This window comes from Martelella radicis, assembly GCF_014196625.1.
GTDB classification, from domain to species: domain Bacteria; phylum Pseudomonadota; class Alphaproteobacteria; order Rhizobiales; family Rhizobiaceae; genus Martelella; species Martelella radicis.
Genome location: NZ_JACIDZ010000006.1, coordinates 96174 through 122742, shown reverse-complemented (window position 1 = coordinate 122742; position 26569 = coordinate 96174). Strand labels below are relative to the sequence as shown.

The following is a 26569-nucleotide window of genomic DNA, read 5'->3' as shown; positions in this document are numbered from 1 at the left end:
GAGTGCTCTGCGCGCCTACCGCCCGTTCACGAAGGCCATGTCCTCGACCGTCAGCTCGACGTCCCGAAGCTCCCGGTTAACGAGGAAATGCTCGTTTTCGATCGCCGTTTCGGCAAGTTCGACCGTGGCGTCGAAACGGTCGCGGAAGGCCTCGATGATTTCGTTGACGACCACTTCCGGCGCGGAAGCACCCGCGGAAATGCCGAGTGTCCCGATATCTCCGATCGTGTCGAAATCAAGCTCCGAGGCACGCTGGACGAGTATGGCGTTCCTGGCGCCGGCACGGCTGGCGACCTCGACCAGACGCCGGGAATTCGAAGAATTCGGCGCGCCGACGATGATGAAGAGATCACAGCCGGGCGCAGCGGCAGAGACCGCCTCCTGCCGGTTGGTGGTTGCATAGCAGATCGAATCGGCTGACGGCGCGGTCAGGTTCGGAAAACGCTCCTGAAGCTTGGCAATCACTGCCGCCGTATCCTGCACCGAAAGTGTGGTCTGGGTGACGTAGCCGAGATTGTCCGGGTCGACGGGCACGTAATTTTCCGCGTCTTCCACCGTCTCAACCAGCGATACCGCGCCTTCGGGCAACTGCCCCATCGTGCCGATCACTTCCGGATGGCCGGCATGGCCGATCAGCACCACGTGGCGGCCGAGCCGTTCGTGGCGCATGGCCTGCTTGTGCACCTTGGAGACCAGCGGGCAAGTGGCGTCGAGATAGAAGAGATTGCGGCTTTCGGCATCCGCCGGCACGGATTTCGGCACGCCATGGGCGGAAAAAACCACCGGTTGCTCGCGGTGCTCGGTCGGGATCTCGTCGAGTTCCTCGACGAAGATCGCGCCCATGGCCTCCAGCCCCTCGACCACATAGCGATTATGAACGATCTCGTGGCGTACATAGACCGGCGCGCCGTAGCGTTTCAGCGCCAGCACCACGATCTGGATTGCCCGGTCAACGCCCGCGCAAAAGCCGCGCGGCCCGCACAGACGGATGGTGAGAGGGCACTTGGTCATGTCGGGCTCTTTCGTATCTGTCATTCCGTCGCCTTTTGCTCTTCGCCCCAAGATGGGTTTTCGGCGCGGCAAATCAACGCCCGCAACTGATACCAATGATCACGGTCCCTTGTCCAATGCGCGTTGGCGCCGGATGTGGACGGCAGGGCGACGACGGGTATATCGCCGATGGCTCTGTCCTGAAGCCCGCAGCGGATCGTCCTGTCGGCAAAGAATATGCGGGCGGCCGTCAGGCTGGTGAAGGCGATCAGCCTCGGCCGGAAATGCAGCATCTTTTCGCGGAAGCCCTGAAGGTCGAAATGCTTCTCGTTCAGTACCCGGTCCATGCCACTTTCGACCTGGTTGAGGTCCGTCAGCCCGATGCCGTAATCGAGGAGCCGGCGGAACTCTGCCGGGTCGATCCGCTCGGGCGTCAGACCCGTCTCGTGCAGGGTGCGATAGAAGCGGTTTGACGGGTTGGCGTAAAAGGAACCGGTGCGGGCCGAGATCGTGCCCTTCGCGGTTCCGCAGAAAACGATCTTCAGCTCCGGCGCCAGAAGGTCAATCACGGTTGCGGCGCCTTCTGATCGCCAACACGCAGACCCCGATGGCAAGCACCGCCGCCAGCCCGTACCACGTGATGGCGTATTGCAGGTGGTTGTTGGGGAAGGAAATGCGGGTAACCCCGCCGACCGGCAGGCCGCCCGGATTTTCCGCGTCGCCGGCATCGATGAAGAAGGGCAGCACGGTCTCCGCGCCAAGCCCGGCGGAAGCCGCCATGGCATCAAGGTCCTTCCAGTAGAAGATGTTCTTCGACAGATCGTTTTCGGGAACGAGAAAGGACGGCTTTTCCGGCAGGCGCTCGCGCGAAAGGCCGGTTATGGTGACAGGCCCCTCCACCTGCCCTTGGGCGCGCGTTGCGGCATCCTTCCTGTCGAAGGGCACGAAGCCGCGATTGACGAAAACGATCCGGCCGTCCTCAAGCTTGAGCGGCGTATAGACGTAATAGCCGGACAGGCCCTCGAAGGTCGCGAAATAGTGCCGCTCGCGGTCGTGTTCGAAAGTGCCGGTAACCGTCACCGGCCGGTAACGGATATCCGCGCCCTCTGTCGCCATCGTCTCGATTTCGGCAAGCGAGACCGGCGGTGCGGCAAGGCGCGCCTCGATCGTCGCCAGAAGGCCTTCCTTCCAGTGGAGCCGGCGAACCTGCCAGTTGCCGAGGAGGATGAGGCAGATGAAGGCGACGAGCGCCAGACCGAGGCCGATGACGCTGAGCGGAGAAAGGCGGCGCTCAGGCATCGTCGGAGCGATCGATCACGCCTTCCGCGGCGCTGTGGCGATATTGCAGGCCGATCAACACGCCCTTGAAGGCCCTGAGCGCGCCGAGCGACAGCGCGATCGTCACCGGCACCCAGATGAGCGCATGCACCCAGAGCGGCGGCGAATAGGTGATCTCGGTCCACAGCACCAGCGCGATCACGAGAAAGCCGACGGCGAACATGACGAAGACGGCCGGTCCGTCGCCGGAATCGGCAAAGGCATAGTCGAGCCCGCAATTCTCACATTCCGGCTTCAGCGCCAGAAAACCGTCAAACAGTTTGCCCTTGCCGCAGCGCGGGCAGCGCCCGGCGAGCCCCGGCACGATCAGACCGACGGATTGCTTGCTGTGATGCTCGTCTGGCATGAATTGCTCGCCGCCAGGCAGACTGCGCGGCGCCTCTTACTGAATGACGTCCTGCCATTCCCTCTGGCGAATGCTGAGCGCCTTGAAGAAGGGGCAAAGGGGAACGATCTTCCACCCTCCCTCGCGCGCGGCCAAAACGGCATGTTCGGCCAGCGCCTGGCCGACGCCCTTGCCGCGCAGCGCATCGGGCACGCCGGTGTGATCGATGATGACGAGATTTGCGGATGCCCGCGAATAGGTCATCTCGGCCTCATGGCCATCCACATTGGTGAAATAGCGTCCGCCCGAAGCGGCCTTTTCTTCATGGATATCGATGACGGTGCCTCACGAAAACTGCGGCCGCCGCATCTTCTGACGCGGCGACCGTGAATTTAGGATCAATGTCCGGTTTCGGCAAGCGGTGCGCCCCAGCCGCCCCAGATATAGATCGTGAAGAACAGGAACAGCCAGACGACATCGACGAAGTGCCAGTACCAGGCCGCCGCCTCAAACCCGAAATGTTTCTCCGGCGTGAACGCACCGCGCGATGCGCGCACCAGACAGACAATCAGGAAGATCGTGCCGACGATGACGTGGAAACCGTGGAAGCCGGTCGCCATGAAGAAGGTCGCGCCATAAATGGAATCCTTGAAGGCAAACGGCGCCTCGTAATATTCGTAGGCCTGAACGGCGGAGAACAGTATGCCGAGCGCGATCGTCAGCGACAGCCCCTGAATCATGCCCTTGCGGTCGCCGTGCAGGAGCGCGTGATGCGCCCAGGTCAGCGTCGTGCCCGAAAGCAGCAGGATGACGGTGTTGTAGAGCGGAAAGTGCCACGGATCGACAACGGCAATGCCTTCCGGCGGCCAGGTGCCGCCCGTCGCCTCGACGCGCGCTGCCTGGATCGCCTCCCCGGTAAACAGGCTTGCGTCGAAGAAGGCCCAGAACCAGGCAACGAAGAACATCACCTCCGAGGCGATGAACATGATCATGCCGTAGCGAAGATGCAGCGACACCACCGGCGTGTGATGGCCCTCCTGCCCCTCCTTGATCGTGTCCGACCACCAGCCGTGAAGCACGTAGAGAACGACGACCAGACCGATCAGGAACAGCCAGGGCTGCGCCAGGTTAAGGCCGAACATCGAAAACGTGCCGCCGCTCAGATAGCGCATGTAGCCGACGCCGCCGAAGGCCATCAGGAACACGCCGATCGAGGCGACCAGCGGCCACGGGCTCGGGTCGATGATGTGGTAGTCGTGGTTTTTGTGTTGCGTTTCCGCCATGGATGGTCCCCGTTTCCTCTCCCTCGCAGCATAAGGGCCGAATTTGCTGCTTTAATCAATCCCCGCGGATGACAATCCGCAATTCAGGCGACCGGCTCAGCCTTTGCTGCCAGCAGCCTTCACCTCCAGTGCCGCGGCTTCTGCCCCGGCAGGCAAGTCGTGCTCGAAAAATGTGTAGGACAGCGTCAGGACCTTGATGTCCTTCGTCTCCTCGGCTTCCGTGATGGCAGGATCCACGAAGAAGACCACCGGCATCTCGAGCGTTTCGCCGGGCGGCAGCGTCGTATCGGTAAAGCAGAAGCACTCGACCTTGTTGAAATAGGCGCCGGCCTGCAGTGGCGTCACGTTGAAGATCGCCTGGCCGTTGATCGGCTCGCTCGACTTGTTGCGCGCCTCAAACATGACCTGCACCGTCTCGCCGATCTTCGGCGAGACCGATTTCTGCATCGGCTTGAACTCCCAGTCGAGGCCGGGGGCGACATTGGCGTCGAAGGTCACCTTGATGGTCTTGTCGAGAATGGTGTTGGAATATTGCTCGACGCGCTGGGCGGTCCCGTTATAGCCGGTCACCTGGCAGAAGATGCGGTAGAGCGGCACGGCGGCAAAGCTCATGCCGGTCATGCCGATCACGAAGACAAGGCACATGGCGACGATCGCGCCGTTGTTGCGCGGTTTTCTCTGTCCCGTCTCCTCCGTCATGCGTGCCGCCTCCTCAGACCGATCCGAACTTGACCATGGTGATGACGTAGAACAGCACGACGAGGCCGAAGAGCACCACGCCGAGCGCCACGTTGCGCCCGCGCCGGGCCTTCTTCTGCTTGTCGGTGAGCTTGACGGTCTCGATCATGACGCCCTCACCCGAACAACATGAAGATGGCGCGGTCGGCGATCAGCGCCGCGAAGATCGAAAACAGATAGAGGATGGAGAAGCCGAACATCTTCCGTGCCGGCACCATGCGCTCGTCGCCCTCGGGCATCGCCCGCACCTTCAGCGAGGCGTAGATGAAATAGGCCCCCATCGCTCCGGCAAAGACCGCATAGGCCGGGCTTGCAAGGCCGGTGAGCGCGGGCGCGACGCCGGCGATTGCCGTCAGCACGGCATAGGCCACCATCTGGTTCTTGGTCGATTTCTCGCCGGCGACATTCGGCATCATCGGAATGCCGACATCGTCGTAGTCGCGCATCTTGAAGAGTGCCAGCGCCCAGAAATGCGGCGGCGTCCACAGGAAGGTGATCGAGAACAGGATGATGCTGTCGAGCGACACGCTGCCGGTGACGGCGGCCCAGCCGACCATGGGCGGAAAGGCCCCGGCGGCCCCGCCGATGACGATGTTCTGTGGCGTCGAACGCTTCAGCCACATCGTGTAGAAGACGGCATAATAGAAGATGGTGAAGGCCAGCAGGCCCGCGGCAAACCAGTTGACCGCAAGCCCGAGCGTGGCGACGGAAAAGCAGGAGAGCGCGATGCCGAAGGCAAGCGCCTCCTGGCGGGCCACGCGACCGGCGGGGATAGGCCGCCTCGCCGTGCGCGACATGACGGCATCGATATCGGCGTCATACCACATGTTGAGCGCGCCGGCCGCGCCCGCCCCTGTGGCGATGCACAGGATTGCGATCGCGCCCATGACCGGGTTGATCGGTCCCGGCGCCAGAAACAGCCCGGCAAAGGCGGTAAAGACCACCAGCGACATCACCCGCGGCTTCAAAAGCGCGAAATAGTCGCGCGCCGTCGCCTCCGAAAGGCCGATATCGGCATGTCCCAGGCCGGTCTCGCTGTCCAAAACTGTCATGTTCTGCTCTGTCTCAATTCTCTTGAAAAAACCGCGCGCCCCTCGCTCGTTCAGCGGGCGCGCGGCCTTTGTCTCTCTTCAGCGGCGCGGTTCAGCGCACGCGCGGCAGTTCCGACCACTGGTGATAGGGCGGCGGCGAGGAAAGCTGCCATTCGAGCGTGGTTGCGCCCGGACCCCAGGGATTGTCGCCGGCCACCCGCTTCTTCGCAAAGGCTTCATAGATGCCGTAAAGGAAGATGAGAACCCCGATGGCGGAAATATAGGAGCCGTAGGACGACACCGCGTTCCAGCCGGCAAAGGCGTCCGGATAGTCGATATAGCGGCGCGGCATGCCCGAAAGACCGAGGAAATGCTGCGGGAAGAACACGAGGTTCACGCCCACGAACATGACCCAGAAATGGATGACCGCGACCCGCTCATTGTACATGTAGCCGGTGATCTTCGGGAACCAGTAATACCAGCCGGCGAAGATCGCGAAGACGGCGCCGAGCGACAGAACGTAGTGGAAGTGGGCCACCACGTAATAGGTGTCGTGCAGCGACCGGTCGAGCCCGGCATTGGCAAGCTGCACGCCGGTGACGCCGCCGACGGTGAACAGGAAGATGAAGCCGACCGCCCAGACCATCGGAGCGCGGAAAGAAATCGACCCGCCCCACATGGTCGCGATCCATGAGAAAATCTTCACGCCCGTCGGCACCGCGATCACCATGGTGGCGAAGACGAAGTAGCGCTGCGTGTCGAGCGAAAGACCCACCGTATACATGTGGTGCGCCCAGACGATGAAGCCGACGGCGCCGATCGCGACCATGGCATAGGCCATGCCGAGATAACCAAACACCGGCTTCTTCGAGAAGGTCGAGATGATGTGGCTGATGATGCCGAAGGCCGGCAGGATCAGGATGTAGACTTCCGGGTGACCGAAGAACCAGAACAGGTGCTGGTAGAGGATCGGGTCACCGCCGCCATCGGGCGAGAAGAAGGTCGTGCCGAAGTTCCGGTCCGTCAGCAACATGGTGATGCCGCCAGCAAGAACCGGCAGCGACAGGAGCAGCAGGAAGGCAGTGACCAGCACCGACCAGGCAAAGAGCGGCATCTTGTGCAGCGTCATGCCCGGCGCGCGCATGTTGAGGATCGTGGTGATGAAGTTGATCGCGCCGAGAATGGACGAGATACCCGCGACATGCAGCGCGAAGATCGCCAGATCCACCGCCGGGCCCGGCATGCCGGTCGACGAGAATGGCGGATAGAGCGTCCAGCCGCCGCCAACGCCGTTGGACCCCGCCGGCCCTTCCACGAACATGGAAAGAAGCAGCAGCAGGAAGGCGGGAATGATCAGCCAGAAAGAAATGTTGTTGAGGCGCGGAAAGGCCATGTCCGGCGCGCCGATCATGATCGGGATCATCCAGTTGGCGAAACCGCCGATCAGCGCCGGCATCACCATGAAGAAGATCATGATCAGGCCGTGCGCGGTGGTGAAGACGTTGTAGAGGTGCTTGCCCTGGTCGACGGCCGCAGCGCCTGCGTCGCCATAGACCATGGAGGCCAGACCGTTGAAGATCTGGATGCCGGGCTCCTGCAGCTCCATACGCATGGCAACGGAGAGCGCGCCGCCGATGATGCCCGCACAGATGGCGAAGATCAGGTAGAGCGTGCCGATATCCTTGTGATTGGTCGACAGGAACCAGCGGGCGAAAAAGCCGGGCTTATGGTCGTCGTCGTGAGCGGTGTGAGTGCCTGCTTCGGCCATGATCGTCTCCCTCCCCCTTAGTCTTTGTCTGCCAGCAGAACGGCGTCGTCGCCCTGCTTTTCGGTGTCGATGCTGGCCATCAGCGCCTTGTTGGCGGCTTCCACATCGGTCGCGGCGGAGGCCTGCCAGGTCGCGAACTGCTCGGCCGAGACCGCGCGGATCGCGATCGGCATGAAGGCGTGGTCCTTGCCGCACAGTTCGGAACACTGGCCGTAGTAGATGCCCTCTTCATCGGCCTTGAACCAGGTCTCGTTGAGACGGCCCGGCACGGCATCGATCTTGATGCCGAAGGCCGGCATGGCGAAGGAATGGATGACGTCCGTCGGCGCCGCCGTCACCAGAAGGCGCACCACCTCGCCGACCGGCACCACCATCTCGTTGTCGACGGCGAGAAGGCGCGGATAGACGGCCTTGTCTTCCTTGCCGTATTCGGCGCGCTGGTCTTCCGTCAGCATGTAGGAGGAGTAGGAGATCTCGCCATCCTCGATTTCCGGATAGTCATAGCTCCACAGCCACTGAGTCGCGGTGGCCTTGACCGTCAGCTTCGGGTCTTCCGGCATGGTCAGCTGCGCCGTCAGAAGATTGAACGACGGCACGGCCAGGAACAGGAGGATAAGCACGGGCGCAACGGTCCAGACCACCTCGATTGCGGTGTTGTGGCTGGTGCGCGAGGCTTCCGGGTTCTTTGACGCCCTGAAGCGCACGATCACGGTGATCAGCAGTGCCAGAACGAAAAGCACGATCGGCACGATAAACCAGAGCGTATACTGCTCGAACCAGCGAATCTGATGCATGATCGGCGATGCCGCCGGCTGCATGCCCATTTCCCACGGCTGAGGCTGCGCCGCAAAGGCGCTGCCCGTGCCCGCAAGACAGAGAAGAGCTGCCATGCATGCTCTGGTCTTGTTCATCACGTTGAATTCTCCCTCCATCGTTTGACCGTGGTCAAACCGGACCCTTTCCTAGAACGCTATATGGCGTGAAGGCCCGAAGCACATCTTAGGCCATGATAACATTTGTTTTCGCTGGCGCACGCCCCTGCTGCGCGCGGCGGCGCGGTGCGTGTGCCCCTTTTTCTCCCTCAGTCACAATTATGCCATAGCATTTGCCGATTTGAAGCGTCAAATTGTCTCATGCGCACGAAATAAAAAACGGAAATTTCGTTTCGTGTTTGCCTCGCGCCAGTGTCCCGCGCCGTTGAAAATTTCTTTTGAAACCTGCAAAACCCTTTCAGAAGACAACGCCTTATCCTCTCATGCAGGAACCCGCTCCATGCCCACACTTCCCGCAAAACGCCCGTCGCGCGCAATCGGCGCCGCAGCCGGGCTTGCGCTCTCAACCGCGCTGATCGCCTTTGCGCCGTTTCAGGCCAGCGCCCAGGAGAGCACCGGCGCGGAGAACGTCGCGCCGCCGACCGAACAGAGCATCGATCTCGGAGACGAGCAGGATCCGACCATGGTGCGGGAGAATCACGGCGCCTGGTCGATGATCTGTGATCAGCCGCCGGGCGCAACACTCGAGCAATGCGCCCTGATGCAGAACGTAATCGCCGATGACCGCCCGGAAATCGGTCTTTCAATCGCCGTGCTGAAGACGGCCGACCGGCAGGCGACACTGCTCAGGGTTCTCTCTCCGCTCGGCGTATTCCTGCCGGAGGGCATGGGCCTCTTCGTCGACGGCATCAATATCGGCAAGGCTGCCTATTCCCGTTGCTACCTTGATGGCTGCTATGTGGAGGTCGATATCGACGAGGATCTGATGAAGATCCTGCGCGCCGGCACCGAGGCCGTGTTCACGCTGAATTTCTCCATCGATCAGGACACGATCGGCATTCCGGTCGATCTTTCCGGCTTCGGCGAAGGCTTTGACGCCCTGCCCTGATATTGCGCCCGCCACGTCCTATATGGAGGCGTGGACAAGAAAAAGGACGACAGCCACATGACGGATCGCGACCTGATCAGCCATTTCGACGCAGACGAGAGCACGATCCGCGACATCGTTTCGGATACTCTTCACGGCGCGGACGACGGCGAGCTCTATGTCGAATACAGCCAGAACGAATCACTGACCTTCGATGACGGTCGGCTGAAGAGCGGCTCCTTCAATACCGGGCACGGTTTCGGCCTCAGGGCGGTGGCCGGCGAGGCGAGCGGCTTTGCCCATGCGGGCGAATTGTCGCTCGGCGCGCTGAAACGCGCCGCCGCGACCGCCAAGGCCGTCACCTCCGGCTATGCCGGCACCTATGCCGAACCGCCGCGGGGCACTAATACGAAGCTTTATTCGGACGAGAACCCGATCGGCGCGCCGAGCTTCGAGGAGAAGGTCAAGCTTCTCGGCGAGATCGATGCCTATCTGCGCGCGCGCGATCCGCGCGTGCGCCAGGTCTCGGCCTCGCTTGCCGCAAGCCACCAGATCGTCGATATCCTCAGGGCCGACGGCTACCGCGTCGGCGATGTCCGGCCGATGACACGGCTGAACATTTCCGTTGTCGTCGGCGACGGCGACCGGCAGGAAACCGGCTCCTTCGGCATCGGCGGACGGGAAGGCTTCACCGATCTGTTCGCGCGCCAGGACTGGCAGTCGGGTGCGGAAGAGGCGTTGCGCAAGGCCTTCGTCAATCTGGAAGCCATCGAAGCGCCAGCCGGCACCATGGATGTGGTGCTCGGCAATGGCTGGCCGGGCGTGATGATCCACGAGGCCGTCGGCCACGGGCTGGAAGGCGACTTCAACCGCAAGGGCCTTTCCGCCTTTTCCGGTCTCGTCGGCGAAATGGTCGCAGCGCCCGGCGTCACCATCGTCGATGACGGCACGATCGCCAGCAGGCGCGGCTCGATCTCGATCGACGACGAGGGAACGCCCTCGGGTTATAACGTCCTGATCGAGAACGGCCGACTGACAGGCTACATGCAGGACCGCATGAACGCGCGGCTGATGGGCGTTGCGCCCACCGGCAACGGCCGCCGCCAGTCCTATTCGGACCTGCCGATGCCGCGCATGACCAACACCTACATGCTCGCCGGCGACAAGACCAAGGACGAGATCATTGGATCGGTCAAGAAGGGCATCTACGCCGTCACCTTTGGCGGTGGACAGGTGGATATCACCTCCGGCCAGTTCGTCTTCTCCTGCACCGAAGCCTATATGATCGAGAACGGAAAGATCGGCGCGCCGATCAAGGGCGCGATGCTGATCGGCAACGGGCCGGACGCGATGAAGCGCGTTTCCATGGTCGGCAATGACCTTGCGCTCGACAACGGCATCGGCAATTGCGGCAAGGCCGGCCAATGGGTGCCGGTCGGCGTCGGTCAGCCGCATCTCAGGCTGGACCAAGTGACCGTCGGCGGCACGCAGGCTTAGCGTTTTTTTTACCGCTGATGGGCTTTGATGGGTGCCATGTATTGCGTAGCCCAGACCACGAGCGGACCTGCCCGCGAAACGAAGCTTGTCATCCGCCCCTATGCGGCGGATGACAACGCATCGCTCACCGAAATCTGGTATCAGGCCTCCCGTCTTTCACATGGCTTTCTGCCGGACGACCTTCTTTTGCGCCAGCGCCGGGAGATCGCGGAGAAATACCTGCCGCAAACGGAGACCTGGGTCGCCGTCGGCGAAAACGGTCCGGTCGGCTTCATCGGCCTTATGGACACGTTCATCGGCGGGCTCTTCGTGGCGCCTGAGGCCCAGGGTTCGGGCATCGGCGGCAGGCTGCTTGGCCATGCCTTTGACCTGAAGCGCAAACTGGCGCTCGAGGTCTATGCCGCCAACCATCGCGCCGTCGCCTTCTACCGTCGTCACGGCTTCTGCGGCGTACGCCGCCGCGAGACAGACGACAACGGCCTGCCGCATCCGCTGATCCTGATGCAGAAACCCTGCCCGACCGGACAGAGGGCAACGCCGCGGCCATCAGCCTGAGGCGGGCTTCTCGTTAGCCGCCAGAAATACCGCCACCCGGCTTCGCACGTGATCAAGCGCGGTAAAGAGGGCCACGTGCTCGCCGCCCTCCACCGCCATCAGTTCGCCGGAAGGCGCTTGCTCGGCGACCCGACTTCCGTGCTCGAACGGCACGACCCTGTCCGCCGTTCCGTGGATGACCAGCGTCGGCGCCTTCAGGCTTTTCACGGCAATCTCCGCCTGCGCTGCGAAACATCGGGTATCGGCGATCGTACCCGGGAGCCTTTCCGCCATCCGGTCGCTGACGCTTCTGTTGAGCAGAGCCATCAGCCGCGAGGCGTCGGGGTCGGCGAGCGTGCGGGCCAGAACATCCGGATCGCGGATCGAACGGCGGGCAGCCTCGACAGGATCGCCGAGCCTGCGTTTCAGCATGCGGTTTACCAGGGCTGATCGCGCGGCAAGCCGCATCAGCGGTAGCATGAGGGAAACCGCGCGCGGCGGCACAAGCGTGCCGGTGCAGCAGGAAACGAGAACGAGCGCGGCAACCCGCTCCGGATATCGATGCGCGAAGGCCAGCGCCGCCGGCCCGCCGGCCGAAACGGCAATCACCGCCGCCCGCTCAATACCAAGATGATCGAGAAGCGCCGCATAAAGATCCGCCTCGGCGGCAGGTCCGCGCCCGGCCTCAAGCGCCGTGCCGAGATAGCCCGGACGAGAGACGGCCAGCAGGCGCCTGACGCTCCCCTCGCCGAATAGGGCCTGTGCCAGGATCAGCGATTGGTCCCAGCCGCCCATGCCGCCATGAAGGGCAAGCACGGGCGCGCCCTCGACAGGCCCGGAAAAGGCGACTTCGATGGTAGCCATATCCATATGGATGAATTTGACGCGCACGCCGCAAGCCGACGTGTCCGCGTTGAAACGAACAGAAGTCATTGTGTGTTTCTCTCGATCTGGAGCTTGGACCGTCAGGCGGCGATCCGGCGCGCTTTCAGGCGGGCGATGAGGATTTCGGCTTCCGCCGTCGGCCTCTGCTCCACGCGTCGGTAGGACGAGCAATCCGTCTTGCGCGTCACCAGGGCGTGCTCCACCATGCTGCGGCGCAGTTGCGCGGCATCGCCGAACAGGTGATAGGCGTTCAGCAGCGCATTCAGCGACGGCTCGGAAATATCCGATCCGGCCGGCATCAGCGCCCAGAAGGCCCACAGGCTCAGGCCCTGGACCGTCCGGCGGGAGGGCCACTGCTTCAGCTTGCCGCGATGATCGAACTGGTTGAGCGTGCGCTCGACCAGACGGAAATCCGCGGTCACCGGCATTTCCGGCCGGGCAAGACGCGCTTCAGCCGCTTGGGCGGCGCGCAGGTGCTGGAAATTGCGGAAGCCGCCCGAGCGGGCGAGCATGTTCATCAAGGCAAGGTGTGATGGCGTGGCTTCGCTTCCTCCGAGCTGGTTCGACAGCGCGCGGGTAAAGGCGGACAGGTCGTCCGTCACAAAGGGAATTTTATCTTTCGACATGACTGGATCCCGAACATGCCGCTCGTTCTCTCATCGCTGGTCGCTGGCTTGCGAGGCGGCACGGTGATCTTGTCAGGTGTCGTCCGGAAAAAGCAGGTTTAGCATCCCCGAAGGGACAGCGACGCCTCGGTGAACTGCTGACCGTGGCGTGGCTGATAGCACAATCCCCGGCCGAAGAAAACAGGGCTTCGACCGAGAGTGGCAAAATGCCTCACTGTTGGTTGAGGTAGGCCTCGAGCACGGCGACGATCAGCCCGTGGTCGTCGGCGCTGGCAAGACCGGAGACGGTGATTGCGGCAAAGACGCCCGCCCCCTTGATCCGCACCGGGAAGCTGCCGCCATGATCGGCAAAATCCTTGATATCGAGGCCGAGTTCCGGGCCGATCGTGCGGCCCTTGCGTCTGTGCTCCAGTTCGATCGCATAGGATGAGCGGTGGAAGTGGAAGACCACATTGGACTTGCGCCGCGCCCACATGTCGTTGTCGGGCGCGGAACCCGGCAGGGCGGCATGAAAAAGCGTGCGGTTCGGCGTGCGGATATTGATCACCACCTTCGCCTCATGCGCCAGCGCCCGGCCGACCAGCCGCTGGCCAAGGTCCCAGGCGTCATCCTCGCTGAAGGTGGAAAACACAAGACGCTCTTCCTGCTCGGCGACCTGCTTCTCGGTTTCGGCGATATCGTTCATTCTTTCCTCCCTTGCCGGAAACTTGGGCCTTGTCGGGGTTGTCAGGGATACATCCTGACCTTCTGCCAGCCGCCCTCGGGGCTGGCCCGGCGAAACTCGATACGGTCGTGAAGGCGGAACTTGCCGTCGCGCCAGAACTCGATCGCGATCGGCTTCAGCCGGAACCCGGACCAGTAGGACGGGCGCGGCACCTCGCCGACGCCATATTTCGCGGTGTGCTGGGCAACCGCCTTTTCCAGCGCGAAACGGCTTTCCAGCGGGCGCGACTGCTTCGAGGCCCAGGCGCCGATCCGGCTGCCGCGCGGACGCGACTGGAAATAGGCATCCGCCTCGGCGTCCGAAACGACCTCGACAGGACCGCGAATGCGCACCTGGCGGCGGAGCGACTTCCAGTGGAAGCACATGGCGGCCTTCGGCTGGCCGAGCAGTTCCCGGCCCTTCTGGCTCTCGAAATTGGTGTAGAACACGAAGCCGTTGACGTCGAACTCCTTCATCAGGAGCATGCGGACATTCGGCAGGCCGTCCTCGTCGACGGTGGCGATCGCCGCTGCATTCGGGTCATTCGGCTCGCTCGCCTCGGCGTCCTTCAGCCAATCCGCGAAGAGCGCGAAAGGATCGTTCTCGGCAGTGAAATCGTTGGAGGTCTCGTCCGACTGGGACATGGCATAGTCTCCCGCATCGCGCCCGACGGCGCGTTTCAATTCGGATCCCGCCCGAGACCGAACCATTTTCATTGCCATTCCACCACCCAAAAAGAGATTCCAGGCACCCGGCCGAGGGCCGGTCGGGGCATTTTTGCAAGGGCTTGGCAATAACCTTTTCGGAAGCTAAAGCGGGTTCAGCACGGTTCTGATTGCTTGAACCGTATTGCTGCCTATGCCATAGGCAGAAACGAAGAGAGTTGCAAGGAGCATCGACACATGGCTGAAGCTAACGGCCTCATGAAAGGCAAACGCGGCATTATACTCGGTGTTGCCAACAACCGATCGATCGCATGGGGCATTGCCAAAGCGTGTCATGAAGCCGGCGCGGAGATCGCGCTCACCTGGCAGGGCGACAACCTCAAGAAGCGCGTCGAGCCGCTGGCCAAGGAGCTGAACGCGCTGATGGCCGGCCATTGCGACGTGACGGACCCCGCAAGCGTCGAGGACGTCTTCAAGACACTCGAGCAGGAATGGGGCAAGATCGACTTCGTCGTCCATGCCATCGCCTTCTCCGACAAGGACGAACTGACCGGCCGCTATATCGATACATCGCGCGAGAATTTCGCCAAATCCATGGATATTTCGGTCTATTCCTTCACCGCGATCGCGCGGCGGGCGGAACAGATCATGAATGAAGGCGGCTCGATGATCACGCTGACCTATTACGGCGCCGAAAAGGTCATGCCGCATTACAATGTCATGGGCGTCGCCAAGGCCGCGCTCGAGGCGAGCGTGCGCTATATGGCGGTCGATCTCGGCGGTCGCGGCATCCGCGTCAACGCCATTTCCGCCGGCCCGATCAAGACGCTGGCCGGCTCCGCCATCGGCGATTTCCGCTACATTCTGAAGTGGAACGAATACAATTCGCCGCTGAAGCGCAACGTCACGATCGACGAGGTCGGCAACACGGCGCTGTTCCTGCTCTCCGACCTTTCGACCTCGGTCACCGGCGAGGTTCTCCATGCCGACAGCGGCTATCACGTGGTCGGCATGAAGGCGGTCGACGCACCCGACATTTCGGTCGTAAAGGACTGAGTCTAAACGACGGCGCGGACCTTGCCCGCGCCGTTTTGCTTTGCGCTTTCTTCGCGACGGCGATAGATTTCGACAGCCGCAACCGCGGTTTCGCGGGCGAAGATTTTCCAAAACATGTGCAAAACCCTCCTAACCTTTTGAATTTTAGCATCATCCTTTAATGAAAATTGAACGGTAAGAAATAGTGCTGATCTATGCCATTCGTCACGGACAAACCGACTGGAATGCCGAATACCGACTGCAGGGGCAGAAGGACATTCCGCTGAACGAGACCGGCCGAGGACAGGCCCGCGGCAACGGCGAGCGGCTGGGGGAAATATTGGGCGACGAGGCCCGGCTTTACGATTTCGTTTCGAGCCCGCTTTCGCGAACCCGCGAGACGATGGAGCGGGCGCGCGCAGCCATGGGCCTGACGCCGGAACTCTACCGCACCGACGACCGGCTGAAGGAGCTTTCCTTCGGCGACTGGGAAGGCCGCACGCTGAAAGAGGTGGAAGGCTTCAGCCCGGCCCTTCTGCACGAACGCGAGAAAGACAAATGGGCCTTCGTGCCGCCCGGCGCGGATGCAGAAAGCTACGAAATCCTGTCCTGGCGCGTCGGCGCCTGGCTGAAGGATGTCGTCGGCCCCACCGTCTGCGTCTGCCATGGCGGCGTGATCCGCAGCTTCTTCCGCATTGTCGGCGGCGTTTCGACGGCAGAGGCCGCCGAGCTTCCGATCCCTCAGGATGCCGTCCTGCGCATCGATCCGGCCGCCGGAACGATCGGCTGGATCGAGTAGGCTTCCCCTCACCCGGCAATTGCGATAGAGCGAAGCCGCGCAACGACGGCAGAGGTAAACCATGTCGCATAACACATTCGGACATCTTTTCCGCGTCACCACCTGGGGCGAAAGCCATGGCCCGGCGCTCGGCTGCGTCATCGACGGCTGCCCGCCCGGCATCGCCTTCGAGCTTGCGGAAATCCAGGCCTATCTCGACCGGCGCAAGCCCGGCCAGTCGCGCTTCGTCACCCAGCGGCGCGAGGCCGATGCGGTGAAGGTGCTGTCCGGCGTCCTGCCGCAGGAAGACGGCCGCACCTATGTGACCACCGGCACGCCGATTTCGCTGATGATCGAGAACACCGACCAGCGCTCCAAGGATTACGGCGAGATCGCCCGGCAGTACCGCCCCGGCCATGCCGACTACACCTATGATGTCAAATACGGCTTGCGCGACTATCGCGGCGGCGGCCGCTCCTCGGCGCGCGAGACGGCAGCCCGTGTCGCCGCCGGCGCAATCGCGCGCAAGGTGCTGCCGGATGTCACCTATCGCGGCGCGCTCGTGCAGATCGGCAAGCACAGGATCAACCGCGACAACTGGGACTGGTCCGAGATCGACAACAATCCGTTCTTCTGCCCGGACGCCGAAATGGTGCCGATCTGGGAACGCTATCTGGATGATATCCGCAAGTCCGGCTCCTCCGTCGGCGCGGTGGTCGAGGTGATCGCCGAAAACGTCCCCGCTGGCCTCGGCGCGCCGATCTATGCCAAGCTCGACCAGGACATCGCCTCCGGCCTGATGTCGATCAACGCGGTCAAGGGCGTCGAAATCGGCGAAGGCTTCAATGCGGCCGAACTCACCGGCGAGGAAAATGCCGACGAGATGCGGATCGGCAATGACGGGCGGCCGCGCTTCCTGTCGAACCATGCCGGCGGCATTCTCGGCGGCATTTCCACCGGCGAGCCGATCGTCGCCCGCTTTGCGATCAAGCCAACCTCCTCGATCCTGACGCCACGCCAGTCGATCGACCAGGACGGGCAGGAAGTGGAGCTGCGCACCAAGGGCCGCCACGATCCCTGCGTCGGCATTCGCGCCGTGCCGATCGGCGAGGCCATGCTCGCCTGCACCATCGCCGACCACTATCTGCGCGACCGCGGACAGACGGGCCGTCTGGACTGAGGCGACGCCCGGACCTACAATCAGCCAATGTGGGAAAGCGTGAAACCCAGGGAGGCTGAAATGTCCGGTTCCGCTGCGTCTCTTGCCCAGCTTGGCATCTTTTTCGCAGGTCTCGGCGTCTTGTTCATCGGCTGCGCCGCATTCTGGGCGGTGGCCGTGTGGAAGGAAAAAGGCCCAAGTGCCTGACGGCTACCGGTCCCGCCAGCCCGGCAGATAGTCAACGCGTTCGACGCCGGTGAAACGGGCGAGCCGTTGAAGTTCGGCATCAAGCTTCTCCAGCCGCCCCGCAGCCGGTCGCACGCCCGGCTCAAGCCAGAGCTTTCTGACATCGAGCGTGCCGCGTTTGCGATCGGCCTTCATGTCGATCCGGCCGATCAGGCGCGCGCCTTCCAGGAGCGGAAAGACGTAATAGCCATATTGCCGTTTCGGCTCGGGCACGAAGACCTCGATCCTGTAGGAAAAGCCGAACAGGCGCTCGGCCCGCGCCCGATCGCGCAACAGCGGATCAAAGGGGCTCAACACCCGCACGCGTCCCGGCGCGTCGGGAACATCGGCAAGGGTATCGACCTCTTCGGCCAGCGCGAAGGCGAGGCGCGGCTTGCCGGTCTCCACGGTTTCCAGCGCAACCTCCGACAGTTGGTCGCGGTTTGCCTCCACCCAGGTCTTAGCCTCCAGCGGCGTGATGATATCGAAGAAGGCGGCGATCTCTCCCGAGGTCGCAAAACCCAGCCGCTCGAGCGCCGCCCGGCAGGCCCAGTCGACAAACGCATCATGATCGACTTCGGCGAGACGGTGATCATCCGGGATCACCCGCTCGGACAGGTCGTAGGCCTTCTGGAAGTTGACGCGGTGGCAGATGGCGACGCGCCCCGTGCGCCAGTGATATTCCAGAGCGGTCTTGGCCGGATGCCAGTTCCACCAGCCGCCGGAGACGTGATCGTCTTCCTTCAGGTCGCGGGAGAACAGCGGGCCGTTGTCCCTGACGGCCGCATAGGTCTCCTCGAAAACCGCCTCGAAGCCCTCGCCCTGCCATTTGCGCCAGCGCTCGACGAGCCGCTTCTGCTCGCGGGCGAAGCGGTGCTTCCAGTAGGGATAGAACCGCGTGGGGATGAGCGAGGCATCATGGGTCCAGTGCTCGAACAGGTCGCGATCCTTCTCCAGGAGCGCGGCCAGATGCTGCCGGCGGAAGGTCTGGTTGCGGGAAAAAAGAATGAGGGCATGGGCGCGCTCGACGGTGCGGATCGAATCGACCTGGACGAAGCCGATCTTCTCGATCAGCGCCAGAAGCCCGGCCTTGTCCATCGCCTGCCCCGGAGGACCGGAAAGCCCCTGCCGGGCGAGAAAGATGCGCCGGGCATCCATGTTCGAAATCGCTTTGACCATGGCCAGACGTTAGAACGATTCGGACAAAATAAGAACATCCAAGGCTTTCGAAACCGCGCATTGATGCCTATAAGAGGGCGGCATGAGAACCGGGGGCGCATGTGAGGATCGAATTTCTTGAAGCCGGGGTGACCTATGAGGGCCGCGCGGCGCTTCACCCGCTGACATTGACGCTCACCGGGCGACGGATCGGCATTATCGGGCTGAACGGCTCCGGCAAGACCACCTTCGCGCGGCTCATCAACGGGCTGACGAAGCCGACCACAGGGAAAGTGCGCGTCAACGGCCGCGACACGGTGGACGACCAGACTGCCGTCACCGCCGATGCGGGCTATGTGTTCCAGTCGCCGCAAAACCAGATCATCCTGCCGATCCTGAAGGACGATATCGAACTGGGTCTCAAGGCGCGCGGCGTGGCGAAGTCCGACCTTTCCACGCGCGCCGAAGAGGCGCTTGCACGCCTCGGCATTGCCCATCTTGCGCAGCGCCGCGCCCACGAGCTTTCCGGCGGAGAGCTGCAGCTAGCAGCCCTTGCCGCTGTTCTCGCCACTCGCCCTTCGCTGGTGATCCTCGACGAGCCAACCAACCAGCTCGACCTGAAGAACCGCCGTCGGGTAGCCGAGACGATCGACGCGCTCAATGAGGACGTGATCGCGATCTCGCACGATCTCGCAACGCTTTCGAGTTTCGAGCGCGTGCTGCTCTTTCATGAGGGTCGGCTGGTCGGCGACGGCCCCGCCGCGTCAGTCATTGCGGAATACGAGGCGATGAACCACTGATGCAGTCGCTTTATGTCGAGGGCAACACGTTCCTGCACCGCCTGGCCCCGGGCCTCAAGCTCGGCGGTCTCGTCGCCTTTTCCATCGCCGTGTTTCTGTCGGGCAGCCTCGTTTTCCTCGGCGCATTGCTGTCCTTCGCCGCCGGGCTATACTTCACGCTTCCGATGCGGCCCCGCCAGGCGCTCGCCCGGCTCTTGCCGATCGGGGCGGCGATCCTTCTGGTGGGCGGCTTCAACCTGATCTTCAGTCCCTGGCAGGTAGCGGCCGTCTCCGTCCTCCGGCTTTCGGCGCTGATGTTCCTGGCCGCCGCAATCACGGCCGCGACGCCTGTTCCGGACTTCATCGATACCGTCACGCGCTTCGCCATGCCGCTTGAGCGCGCCGGCCTCGTCAAGGCGGCCGATATCGGCCTTGCGATCGGACTTGTCATCCGCTTCGTGCCGGATATCCTTCAACGCTATCACGCCATTCGCGACGCGCACCGGGCGCGGGGCGTCCGCTTCAGGCCATCCGGCGCGATCGTCCCGCTGATCATCTTGACCTTGCGGGACGCCGACAGTATCGCCGATGCGATTGACGCCCGCGGCATTCGCGGCGGGCAGGAAAAAAGGAAGACGAAATGACCTCACGCGACCTGGTTCTGGTTTCGCTTTTCACGGCCATCATCGTGGCGCTCGGCATTCTTCCGCCGATCCCGCTCGCCTTCGTCCCCGTGCCGATCACGGCGCAGACGCTCGGCGTCATGCTCGCCGGCCTCATCCTCGGGCGCAGGCGCGGCGCGGCCGCCGTGCTTCTCATGTTCGTGCTGGTCGCCATCGGCCTGCCGGTGCTTTCCGGCGGGCGCGGCGGGCTTGGCGCTTTCGTCGCCCCGACGGCCGGCTTCCTCGTCGGCTGGCTGCCGGGCGCCTACATCGCCGGCGGCCTTGCTGAAATGCACGCCGATACCAAGAGCGCGCTGCGCCAGACCTTCGGCTTTTTCATTGCCGCGGCCATGGGCGGGATCGTGGTCGTCTATTTCTTCGGCGTCGCCTGGCTCGCCTTCGGCGTCGGTCTCGGCATATCGAAGGCCGTGGCGGGATCGGCGGCCTTCGTGCCTGGCGACCTGGTCAAGGCCGTCCTTGCCGCCCTTGCCGCCCGCGCGGTGATGGTGGGCTATCCGCTGCTGCCGCGGCGATCTGCCTGAAGCGCTCAGTCGAGGAAGGAATAAAGCCAGTCCCGTGTCGCCTCCGGAAGCGGCGCGGGATCGCCGCTGTCGCGATTGACGGCGCTCCACAAGAGCTCGATCTCGGCGGCGATCTCGTTTCCGGTCTGAACGGCGACATTGAAGCCGATCGACTTGCCGCCGATCTTCGCGGCCCTGACCGTCAGTTGCGCGAGTTCGCCATTGCGCAGGCCCCGGTAATAGGTGCAGCCGACCTTGCGCACCACATAGGCCGGCTCGTTCTCGACCTCGGGCCGAAAGCGCCAGAAATGCGCAAGCGCCTCTTCGGCATGCTCGATATAGGCGGCCGTGTGCATGCGCCCGTGCATATCGATATCCCGGTAGGGAACGCGCAGTTCAATTCGCTCCGGATGCCTGTCGTCCATCGGACACCTTCCCGGCCGCCTGCCCCACATGGACTTACGGCCCGTTACGCAAAACCTCGGTCTTCAAGAGCCCCCGCAATGCGGCATGGCTCATTCGTTCTATAGAACCTTTCCACATCAAATGAAACGATGCGGTCAGGGAATGGTTAGCGCCAGTCACGCCAGAACCCCGCACCGGCTTGCAATCGCGCCGCCGTGCATTACCTTGCCTGAACGGTCCCGCCGCGTTAAGTGCGGGCGATGATCGAAAATTCAAGAGGCAGGACTATGACCGATCCGGCAAAGCCGACCGCCGTTGGCGAACTCACCTTCGAGCGCGCCGTAGACGAGCTCGAGCGGATCGTCGCGCGGCTTGAACGCGGCGACGTGGCGCTGGATGAGTCGATCGCCATCTACGCGCGCGGCGAGGAACTGAAGAAGCACTGCGAAAAGCTGCTGAACGCAGCGGAAGCGCGCGTGGAGAAAATCAGGCTCGACCGCGAGGGAAAGCCCTCCGGAACCGAACCGCTTGACGAGGCCTGAGGCCGATTGACAGCGCCCGGCGCTGAGAAAGGTGCCGCAATGTCGTTTTTCCCCGGACAAGACCCCGAATTCGGCGACGCGCAGTCGTGCAATGCCGTCTCGCAGCTGATCATCCCGCGCACCAGCGATATCGGCGGCTTCGAGGTGCGCCGCGCACTGCCGACGATCAAACGCAGGCTCGTCGGTCCGTTCATCTTCTTTGACCGCATGGGCCCGGCGCGCTTCGGCGGCAATGGCGAGGCACTCGACGTCAAGCCGCATCCCCATATCGGGCTTTCGACCGTGACCTATCTGACGACGGGCGAGATCGGCCACCGCGATACGCTGGGCAACCACACCGTCATCCGCCCCGGCGACGTCAACCTGATGACGGCCGGGCGCGGCATCGTTCATTCGGAGCGCACGCCGGAGGATCTCAGGCAGCGCCCGCATGCGCTGTCCGGCGTCCAGACCTGGCTCGCCCTGCCGGAGAGCGACGAAGAGACCGACCCGACCTTCGGCCATACGGAAAAGAACGCGCTGCCAACCATCTCGGAGGCCGGCGTCAGCGGGCGCGTGGTGCTCGGCGATTTCTGCGGGCTGAAGGCGGATGTCCGGACCTTTACCGACACGCTGTTCGTTGATCTTGCGCTCAGGCCCGGGGCGCGGTTCTCCTTTCCCGCCGAGCACGAGGAGCGCGCAATCTATGTGCTGGAAGGCGAAGTGGAGATTGCCGGCGACCGGTTTGGCCCGGAGCAATTGCTGGTTCTGGCACCCCTCGAGACGATCACGATTTCAGGTTCGGGGGAACACGGATGCCGTCTCATGCTTTTCGGAGGAGCGGCTCTGGAAAAACCGCGGCATATCTGGTGGAATTTCGTTTCTTCCTCGAAGGAGCGCATCGAGCAGGCCAAGGAAGATTGGCGGCAGGGCCGTTTCGGGCTTGTCCCCGGTGACGAAGCGGAATTTGTTCCTTTGCCCGGACGCTGAAATTCGCTAGAACCGATTTAGAAACAGAAAAAGCGCGATCGTTTCGCGCACGAGGCTTACGACGTGACGCTACCGGCCAAAACCTCCATTCTCGACCGGATCAACCTGCCCGCAGACCTTCGCGACGTGGAAGACCGCGACCTGCCGCAGCTTGCCGGCGAGGTGCGCGCGGAGATGATCGACGCGGTGTCGCGCACCGGCGGGCATCTGGGCGCAGGTCTCGGCGTCGTCGAACTGACGATCGCTATCCACAAGGTTTTCAACACGCCGCATGACCGGCTGATCTTCGATGTCGGCCACCAGTGCTATCCGCACAAGATTTTGACCGGACGGCGCGACCGGATGCGTACGCTGCGCCAGGAGAACGGTCTTTCCGGCTTCACCCGCAGGGCCGAGAGCGAATACGACCCCTTCGGCGCCGGCCATTCCTCGACCTCGATTTCCGCAGGCCTCGGCATGGCCGTCGCCTCCAGGCTTCAGGACACGCCGCGCAACGTCATCTCCGTCATCGGCGATGGCGCGATGTCTGCCGGCATGGCCTTCGAGGCGCTGAACAATGCCGGCGCGCTCGGCGCCCGCCAGATCGTCATCCTCAACGACAACGATATGTCGATCGCCCCGCCGACGGGGGCGATGAGCGCCTATCTGGCGCGGCTTGCCTCCGGCAAGACCTATCTCGAGGTTCGCGATTTCGGCAAGCGGCTGACCTCCTATCTCGGCAAGTCGATCGACCGGGCGATCTCGCGCGCCGTTGGCCATGCGCGCGGCTTCGTCACGGGCGGCACCATGTTCGAGGAGCTCGGCTTCTATCATATCGGCCCGATCGACGGCCATTCCTTCGAGCACCTGCTGCCGGTGCTGCGCAACGCGCGCGACAATGCGCGCGGGCCGGTGCTGATCCATGTGGTGACGCAGAAGGGCAAGGGCTATGCCCCGGCGGAGGCCGCCGCCGACAAGTGCCACGCCGTCAGCCGTTTCGACGTGGTGACCGGCACGCAGGCGAAATCCAAGCCGAATGCGCCGAGCTATACATCCGTTTTCTCCAAGGCTCTGATCGAGGAAGCAAGGCAGGACGAAAGTGTGGTGGCGATCACCGCCGCCATGCCATCCGGCACCGGGCTCGACAAGTTCCAGGAACTCTATCCGAGCCGGCTCTTCGATGTCGGCATCGCCGAGCAGCACGCCGTCACCTTCGCCGCCGGGCTTGCGAGCGAGGGGATGAAGCCCTTCTGCACGCTTTATTCCACTTTCCTGCAGCGCGGCTATGACCAGGTGGTTCACGACGTCGCGATCCAGGGATTGCCGGTGCGTTTCCCGATCGACCGCGCGGGCTTTGTCGGCGCCGACGGGCCGACCCATGCAGGCTCGTTCGACACCACCTATCTCGCCACCCTGCCGGGCTTCGTGGTGATGGCGGCCGCCGACGAGGCGGAACTGATGCATATGGTTCGCACCGCCGCCGACTACAGTGAGGGCCCGATCTCGTTCCGCTATCCGCGCGGCGAGGGCACGGGGATCGAGCTGCCCGAACGCGGCGAAATCCTGCAAATCGGCAAGGGCCGGATCGTTTCCGAGGGGTCGAAGGTAGCGCTGCTTTCCTTCGGCACGCGCCTTGGCGAATGTCGCGAGGCGGCAACCGTGCTGAACGCGGCGGGGCTCTCTACGACCGTGGCCGACGCCCGCTTTGCCAAGCCGCTCGACCATGACCTCATCCGCCAGCTTGCCGCCCATCACGAGGTGCTGGTGACGATCGAGGAAGGGGCAGCCGGCGGCTTCGGCGCCCATGTCATCCAGTTCCTCGCCAATGAAGGCCTCATGGACAACGGCCTGCGCGTGCGCCAGATGGTGCTGCCCGACATCTGGATGGAACAGGCAAAGCCCGAAGTGATGTATGAGAAGGCGGGCCTCGATCGCGACGGGATCGTCGATACGGTTTTCCGCGCGCTCGGCCGCTCCGGCATCTCGACCGGCACCACGGGGTAAACGGCAAGTCTTGCGCTTGCCGGCAAATGCGTTCATGGAGCGGGTATGACCGACACCGCCCAGCGCCTCGACCAGCTTCTGGTCAGCCTCAACCATTTCGAAACCCGCTCGCGGGCCCGCGACGCCGTTCTGCGCGGCGCCGTCACGGTGAATGGCCGGATCGCGAGGAAGCCGGGCGAGACCGTGCCTGCGGGAAGCGCCATCGCGGTCGATGATCCGGCGGGCGCCTATGTCTCCCGCGCGGCGCTGAAGCTGATCGCCGCGCTCGACCATTTCAATATTTCGCCCGAGGGGGCCGACGCGCTCGACATCGGCGCATCGACCGGCGGCTTTACCCAGGTGCTGCTGGAACGCGGCGCGGCCCATGTGACGGCTGTCGATGTCGGTCACGACCAGATGGCTGGGCGGCTTGCCGCAGACCCGCGCGTGACCAATCTCGAAGGCCTGAATGCGCGGCGACTTGGGCGCGAAGACATTGGCAACAGGCCCATCGGCTTCGTCGTCTCGGATGTTTCGTTCATCTCGCTGAAGCTGGCTTTGCCGCCGGCGCTTGCCCTTGCCGAACCCGGCGCGTTCTGCGTGTTTCTGGTCAAGCCGCAGTTTGAGGCCGGCAAGGAGAATATCGGCAAGAAGGGCCTGTTGAAGGATCCAGCACTCGGACCGAAGATCGCCGAAGACCTGGAAGACTGGCTTTCTCGCGATCAGGGCTGGCAAAGCTTCGGCATCACGCCCTCCCCGATCGAGGGCGGCGACGGAAACCACGAATATCTGCTTGCCGGACAAAAGCCCGGCGCAACCGAAAGGCTGGACCGCCATGGCCGCTGAAACCTTCGAGATCGAACGGCTCGGAAGCCAGGGCGACGGGATCGCCGCCCATGCGCAAGGCCCGGTCTTCATCCCCTTCACGCTGCCCGGCGAGAAAGTGACGGTTGCGCGCGAGAAGTCGAAAGCGGTCATGCTGTCGCTGCTTGAAGCCTCGCCGGAGCGGATCGCGCCGGCCTGTCGCCATTTCGGGCCGGACGGGGAAAACGGCACCTGCGGCGGCTGCTCGCTGCAGCATCTGGAACGCTCCGCCTATGACGCCTTCAAGCGGCAGGTGGTGATCGACGCGCTTTCCGCCCATGGCATCGACTGTCCCGTCGCGCCGCTGGTGACGTCCGGCCCCGGAGAGCGGCGGCGCGCGAGCTTTGCCGGGCGCCGCACGGAAAACGGCATCCTGCTTGGCTTCTCCAGCCCGGAAAGCCATCACATCGTCGCCATCGAGGAATGTCCCGTGCTTTCGCCGGCGCTTTTTGCCAGGCTTCCGGCCCTCAAACTTCTGGCCGGCATTCTGGTCTCCACCAGCGACCCCTTCCGCATCGCCGCCATGGAGACCGAGACAGGACTCGACATCAGTTTTGCCGGCATCAAGGCGCCGTCGGAGAAACGCCGGCAGGCCGCCACCCGCGCGGTCATGACCGTCAAGGGCATCGCCCGGCTTGCCATCGGCGACGAAATCATCGTCGAGCCGGTGAAACCGGAATTGAACCTTTCGGGCACGCGCGTGTTTCCGCCGCCGGCAAGCTTTGCCCAGGCGACGCTTGGCGCGGAAGAGGCGATGACGGATCTGGTCGTCAGGCATCTGAAGGGCAGCAAGCGGGTGGCCGACCTCTTTTCGGGCTTCGGAACCTTTGCGCTCAGGCTCGCGGCGAAATCCCGCGTCCACGCCGTCGAATTCGACGGTCCGGCGCTGACTGCGCTCGATCATGCAGTGCGCAACAGGCAGGGCCTGAAACAGGTGACGACGGAACGGCGCGACCTCTTCCGTCGCCCGCTTCTGCCGCGCGAGCTCGCGCCCTTTGACGGCGTCGTGTTCGACCCTCCCCGCGCCGGCGCGAAGGAACAGGCAGAGGAATTGGCGCGCTCGAAGGTCGCCCGCATCGTTGCCGTATCCTGCAATCCGCAGACCCTTGGTCGCGACCTCTCGATCCTGAGGGACGGCGGCTACAGCATCGACAGTGTCGTCCCGGTCGACCAGTTCTTCTGGAGCGCCCATGTCGAGGCGGTGGCCTGTCTCAGCCGGAAATAGCATACTCTTCGTGAAACCTGCTTGAAGGTTGACGGGGTATAC

32 protein-coding genes are annotated in these 26569 nt (G+C 63.4%); 15 read left to right on the top strand and 17 right to left on the bottom strand.

Going from position 1 to position 26569, the window contains the following annotated elements:
* Nucleotides 1-15: 15 nt before the first annotated feature.
* The 11 genes from ispH to coxB form a co-directional block, all read right to left on the bottom strand.
* The gene (gene ispH, locus GGR30_RS10640; protein ID WP_183486273.1) at nucleotides 16-1011 is read right to left on the bottom strand and encodes a 4-hydroxy-3-methylbut-2-enyl diphosphate reductase; all 996 of its coding nucleotides are present in this window, start codon (nucleotides 1009-1011) and stop codon (nucleotides 16-18) included.
* 20 nt (nucleotides 1012-1031) lie between these two features.
* Nucleotides 1032-1559, bottom strand: a complete 528-nt coding sequence (locus GGR30_RS10635) for a uracil-DNA glycosylase family protein (protein WP_183486043.1) — start codon at nucleotides 1557-1559, stop codon at nucleotides 1032-1034.
* Nucleotides 1552-2289, bottom strand: coding sequence for an SURF1 family protein (locus GGR30_RS10630; protein WP_183486041.1), 738 nt, complete (start codon nucleotides 2287-2289; stop codon nucleotides 1552-1554). The genes GGR30_RS10635 and GGR30_RS10630 overlap by 8 nt, the downstream gene beginning before the upstream one ends.
* Entirely contained in the window at nucleotides 2282-2674 is a 393-nt protein-coding gene (locus GGR30_RS10625) for a DUF983 domain-containing protein (RefSeq protein WP_183486039.1), read from the bottom strand. Before GGR30_RS10625 ends, GGR30_RS10630 begins: the two co-directional genes overlap by 8 nt.
* Before the next feature lie 36 nt (nucleotides 2675-2710).
* Nucleotides 2711-2989, bottom strand: coding sequence for an N-acetyltransferase (locus tag GGR30_RS10620; protein ID WP_183486271.1), 279 nt, complete (start codon nucleotides 2987-2989; stop codon nucleotides 2711-2713).
* 62 nt (nucleotides 2990-3051) lie between these two features.
* Entirely contained in the window at nucleotides 3052-3936 is an 885-nt protein-coding gene (locus tag GGR30_RS10615; RefSeq protein WP_183486037.1) for a cytochrome c oxidase subunit 3, read from the bottom strand.
* 96 nt (nucleotides 3937-4032) lie between these two features.
* Nucleotides 4033-4635: a cytochrome c oxidase assembly protein gene (locus GGR30_RS10610; RefSeq protein WP_183486035.1), complete on the bottom strand. Its 603-nt coding sequence runs from the start codon at nucleotides 4633-4635 to the stop codon at nucleotides 4033-4035.
* A 13-nt stretch (nucleotides 4636-4648) separates the two neighbouring features.
* A complete protein-coding gene (locus GGR30_RS23565; RefSeq protein ID WP_281378119.1) occupies nucleotides 4649-4783 on the bottom strand; it encodes a hypothetical protein in 135 nt (44 codons plus the stop codon).
* A gap of 7 nt (nucleotides 4784-4790) precedes the next feature.
* Nucleotides 4791-5726, bottom strand: a complete 936-nt coding sequence (locus tag GGR30_RS10605) for a heme o synthase (RefSeq protein ID WP_183486033.1) — start codon at nucleotides 5724-5726, stop codon at nucleotides 4791-4793.
* A gap of 91 nt (nucleotides 5727-5817) precedes the next feature.
* Entirely contained in the window at nucleotides 5818-7473 is a 1656-nt protein-coding gene (gene ctaD, locus GGR30_RS10600) for a cytochrome c oxidase subunit I (protein WP_183486031.1), read from the bottom strand.
* A 17-nt stretch (nucleotides 7474-7490) separates the two neighbouring features.
* Entirely contained in the window at nucleotides 7491-8384 is an 894-nt protein-coding gene (coxB, locus tag GGR30_RS10595) for a cytochrome c oxidase subunit II (protein WP_183486029.1), read from the bottom strand.
* Nucleotides 8385-8745: 361 nt separating this feature from the next.
* Between coxB and GGR30_RS10590 the strand changes: the two genes are divergently transcribed.
* The 3 genes from GGR30_RS10590 to GGR30_RS10580 are packed head-to-tail and all read left to right on the top strand — an operon-like array spanning nucleotide 8746 to nucleotide 11385.
* Nucleotides 8746-9354: an invasion associated locus B family protein gene (locus GGR30_RS10590; RefSeq protein WP_246413742.1), complete on the top strand. Its 609-nt coding sequence runs from the start codon at nucleotides 8746-8748 to the stop codon at nucleotides 9352-9354.
* A gap of 57 nt (nucleotides 9355-9411) precedes the next feature.
* Nucleotides 9412-10830 carry a metalloprotease TldD gene (gene tldD, locus GGR30_RS10585; protein WP_183486267.1) on the top strand — a complete coding sequence of 473 codons (1419 nt, stop codon included), beginning with the start codon at nucleotides 9412-9414 and terminating at the stop codon, nucleotides 10828-10830.
* A gap of 27 nt (nucleotides 10831-10857) precedes the next feature.
* A complete protein-coding gene (locus tag GGR30_RS10580) occupies nucleotides 10858-11385 on the top strand; it encodes a GNAT family N-acetyltransferase (protein ID WP_343066491.1) in 528 nt (175 codons plus the stop codon).
* On the opposite strand, the gene GGR30_RS10575 is transcribed toward GGR30_RS10580, so the two are convergent.
* The 4 genes from GGR30_RS10575 to pdxH form a co-directional block, all read right to left on the bottom strand.
* Nucleotides 11377-12297 carry an alpha/beta fold hydrolase gene (locus GGR30_RS10575; protein ID WP_183486027.1) on the bottom strand — a complete coding sequence of 307 codons (921 nt, stop codon included), beginning with the start codon at nucleotides 12295-12297 and terminating at the stop codon, nucleotides 11377-11379. The genes GGR30_RS10580 and GGR30_RS10575 overlap by 9 nt on opposite strands.
* Nucleotides 12298-12329: 32 nt before the next feature.
* Nucleotides 12330-12875, bottom strand: coding sequence for a DUF2087 domain-containing protein (locus GGR30_RS10570; protein ID WP_183486025.1), 546 nt, complete (start codon nucleotides 12873-12875; stop codon nucleotides 12330-12332).
* A 211-nt stretch (nucleotides 12876-13086) separates the two neighbouring features.
* The gene (locus tag GGR30_RS10565; RefSeq protein ID WP_183486023.1) at nucleotides 13087-13560 is read right to left on the bottom strand and encodes a heme-degrading domain-containing protein; all 474 of its coding nucleotides are present in this window, start codon (nucleotides 13558-13560) and stop codon (nucleotides 13087-13089) included.
* 41 nt (nucleotides 13561-13601) lie between these two features.
* Entirely contained in the window at nucleotides 13602-14222 is a 621-nt protein-coding gene (gene pdxH, locus GGR30_RS10560; protein WP_183486263.1) for a pyridoxamine 5'-phosphate oxidase, read from the bottom strand.
* 258 nt (nucleotides 14223-14480) lie between these two features.
* On the opposite strand from pdxH, the gene fabI reads away from it, so the two are divergent.
* From fabI to GGR30_RS23560, 4 genes are all read left to right on the top strand, one after another.
* A complete protein-coding gene (fabI, locus tag GGR30_RS10555) occupies nucleotides 14481-15299 on the top strand; it encodes an enoyl-ACP reductase FabI (protein WP_183486021.1) in 819 nt (272 codons plus the stop codon).
* A gap of 184 nt (nucleotides 15300-15483) precedes the next feature.
* On the top strand, nucleotides 15484-16077 hold the full coding sequence (locus GGR30_RS10550; protein ID WP_183486019.1) for a histidine phosphatase family protein: 594 nt from the start codon (nucleotides 15484-15486) through the stop codon (nucleotides 16075-16077).
* A 61-nt stretch (nucleotides 16078-16138) separates the two neighbouring features.
* Nucleotides 16139-17236: a chorismate synthase gene (gene aroC / locus GGR30_RS10545; protein WP_183486017.1), complete on the top strand. Its 1098-nt coding sequence runs from the start codon at nucleotides 16139-16141 to the stop codon at nucleotides 17234-17236.
* Between the two features lie 60 nt (nucleotides 17237-17296).
* A complete protein-coding gene (locus tag GGR30_RS23560) occupies nucleotides 17297-17422 on the top strand; it encodes a hypothetical protein (protein ID WP_281378118.1) in 126 nt (41 codons plus the stop codon).
* Between the two features lie 3 nt (nucleotides 17423-17425).
* Here GGR30_RS23560 and GGR30_RS10540 read toward each other — a convergent pair whose 3' ends face one another.
* Complete coding sequence (locus GGR30_RS10540; protein WP_183486015.1) at nucleotides 17426-18619, bottom strand: winged helix-turn-helix domain-containing protein; 1194 nt, start codon at nucleotides 18617-18619, stop codon at nucleotides 17426-17428.
* A 101-nt stretch (nucleotides 18620-18720) separates the two neighbouring features.
* Between GGR30_RS10540 and GGR30_RS10535 the strand changes: the two genes are divergently transcribed.
* From GGR30_RS10535 to GGR30_RS10525, 3 genes are read left to right on the top strand one after another with little or no spacing between them, the layout of a single operon-like run.
* The gene (locus GGR30_RS10535; protein ID WP_183486013.1) at nucleotides 18721-19398 is read left to right on the top strand and encodes an ATP-binding cassette domain-containing protein; all 678 of its coding nucleotides are present in this window, start codon (nucleotides 18721-18723) and stop codon (nucleotides 19396-19398) included.
* Entirely contained in the window at nucleotides 19398-20021 is a 624-nt protein-coding gene (locus GGR30_RS10530) for an energy-coupling factor transporter transmembrane component T family protein (protein WP_183486011.1), read from the top strand. Before GGR30_RS10535 ends, GGR30_RS10530 begins: the two co-directional genes overlap by 1 nt.
* Nucleotides 20018-20581, top strand: a complete 564-nt coding sequence (locus GGR30_RS10525) for a biotin transporter BioY (RefSeq protein ID WP_183486009.1) — start codon at nucleotides 20018-20020, stop codon at nucleotides 20579-20581. The genes GGR30_RS10530 and GGR30_RS10525 overlap by 4 nt, the downstream gene beginning before the upstream one ends.
* A gap of 5 nt (nucleotides 20582-20586) precedes the next feature.
* Here the strand turns inward: GGR30_RS10525 and GGR30_RS10520 are convergent, their stop codons facing one another.
* Nucleotides 20587-20985 (bottom strand): acyl-CoA thioesterase, encoded by a 399-nt coding sequence (locus GGR30_RS10520; protein ID WP_183486007.1) that lies wholly within the window; start codon nucleotides 20983-20985, stop codon nucleotides 20587-20589.
* Nucleotides 20986-21252: 267 nt separating this feature from the next.
* Between GGR30_RS10520 and GGR30_RS10515 the strand changes: the two genes are divergently transcribed.
* The 5 genes from GGR30_RS10515 (at nucleotide 21253) to GGR30_RS10495 (ending at nucleotide 26527) form a co-directional block, all read left to right on the top strand.
* On the top strand, nucleotides 21253-21507 hold the full coding sequence (locus GGR30_RS10515) for an exodeoxyribonuclease VII small subunit (protein WP_183486005.1): 255 nt from the start codon (nucleotides 21253-21255) through the stop codon (nucleotides 21505-21507).
* A gap of 39 nt (nucleotides 21508-21546) precedes the next feature.
* Nucleotides 21547-22476 carry a pirin family protein gene (locus GGR30_RS10510; protein WP_183486003.1) on the top strand — a complete coding sequence of 310 codons (930 nt, stop codon included), beginning with the start codon at nucleotides 21547-21549 and terminating at the stop codon, nucleotides 22474-22476.
* A gap of 63 nt (nucleotides 22477-22539) precedes the next feature.
* Entirely contained in the window at nucleotides 22540-24459 is a 1920-nt protein-coding gene (gene dxs, locus GGR30_RS10505) for a 1-deoxy-D-xylulose-5-phosphate synthase (RefSeq protein WP_183486001.1), read from the top strand.
* Between the two features lie 45 nt (nucleotides 24460-24504).
* The gene (locus tag GGR30_RS10500) at nucleotides 24505-25284 is read left to right on the top strand and encodes a TlyA family RNA methyltransferase (RefSeq protein ID WP_183485999.1); all 780 of its coding nucleotides are present in this window, start codon (nucleotides 24505-24507) and stop codon (nucleotides 25282-25284) included.
* Nucleotides 25274-26527, top strand: a complete 1254-nt coding sequence (locus GGR30_RS10495; RefSeq protein ID WP_183485997.1) for a class I SAM-dependent RNA methyltransferase — start codon at nucleotides 25274-25276, stop codon at nucleotides 26525-26527. The genes GGR30_RS10500 and GGR30_RS10495 overlap by 11 nt, the downstream gene beginning before the upstream one ends.
* The last annotated feature ends 42 nt before the right edge of the window (nucleotides 26528-26569 follow it).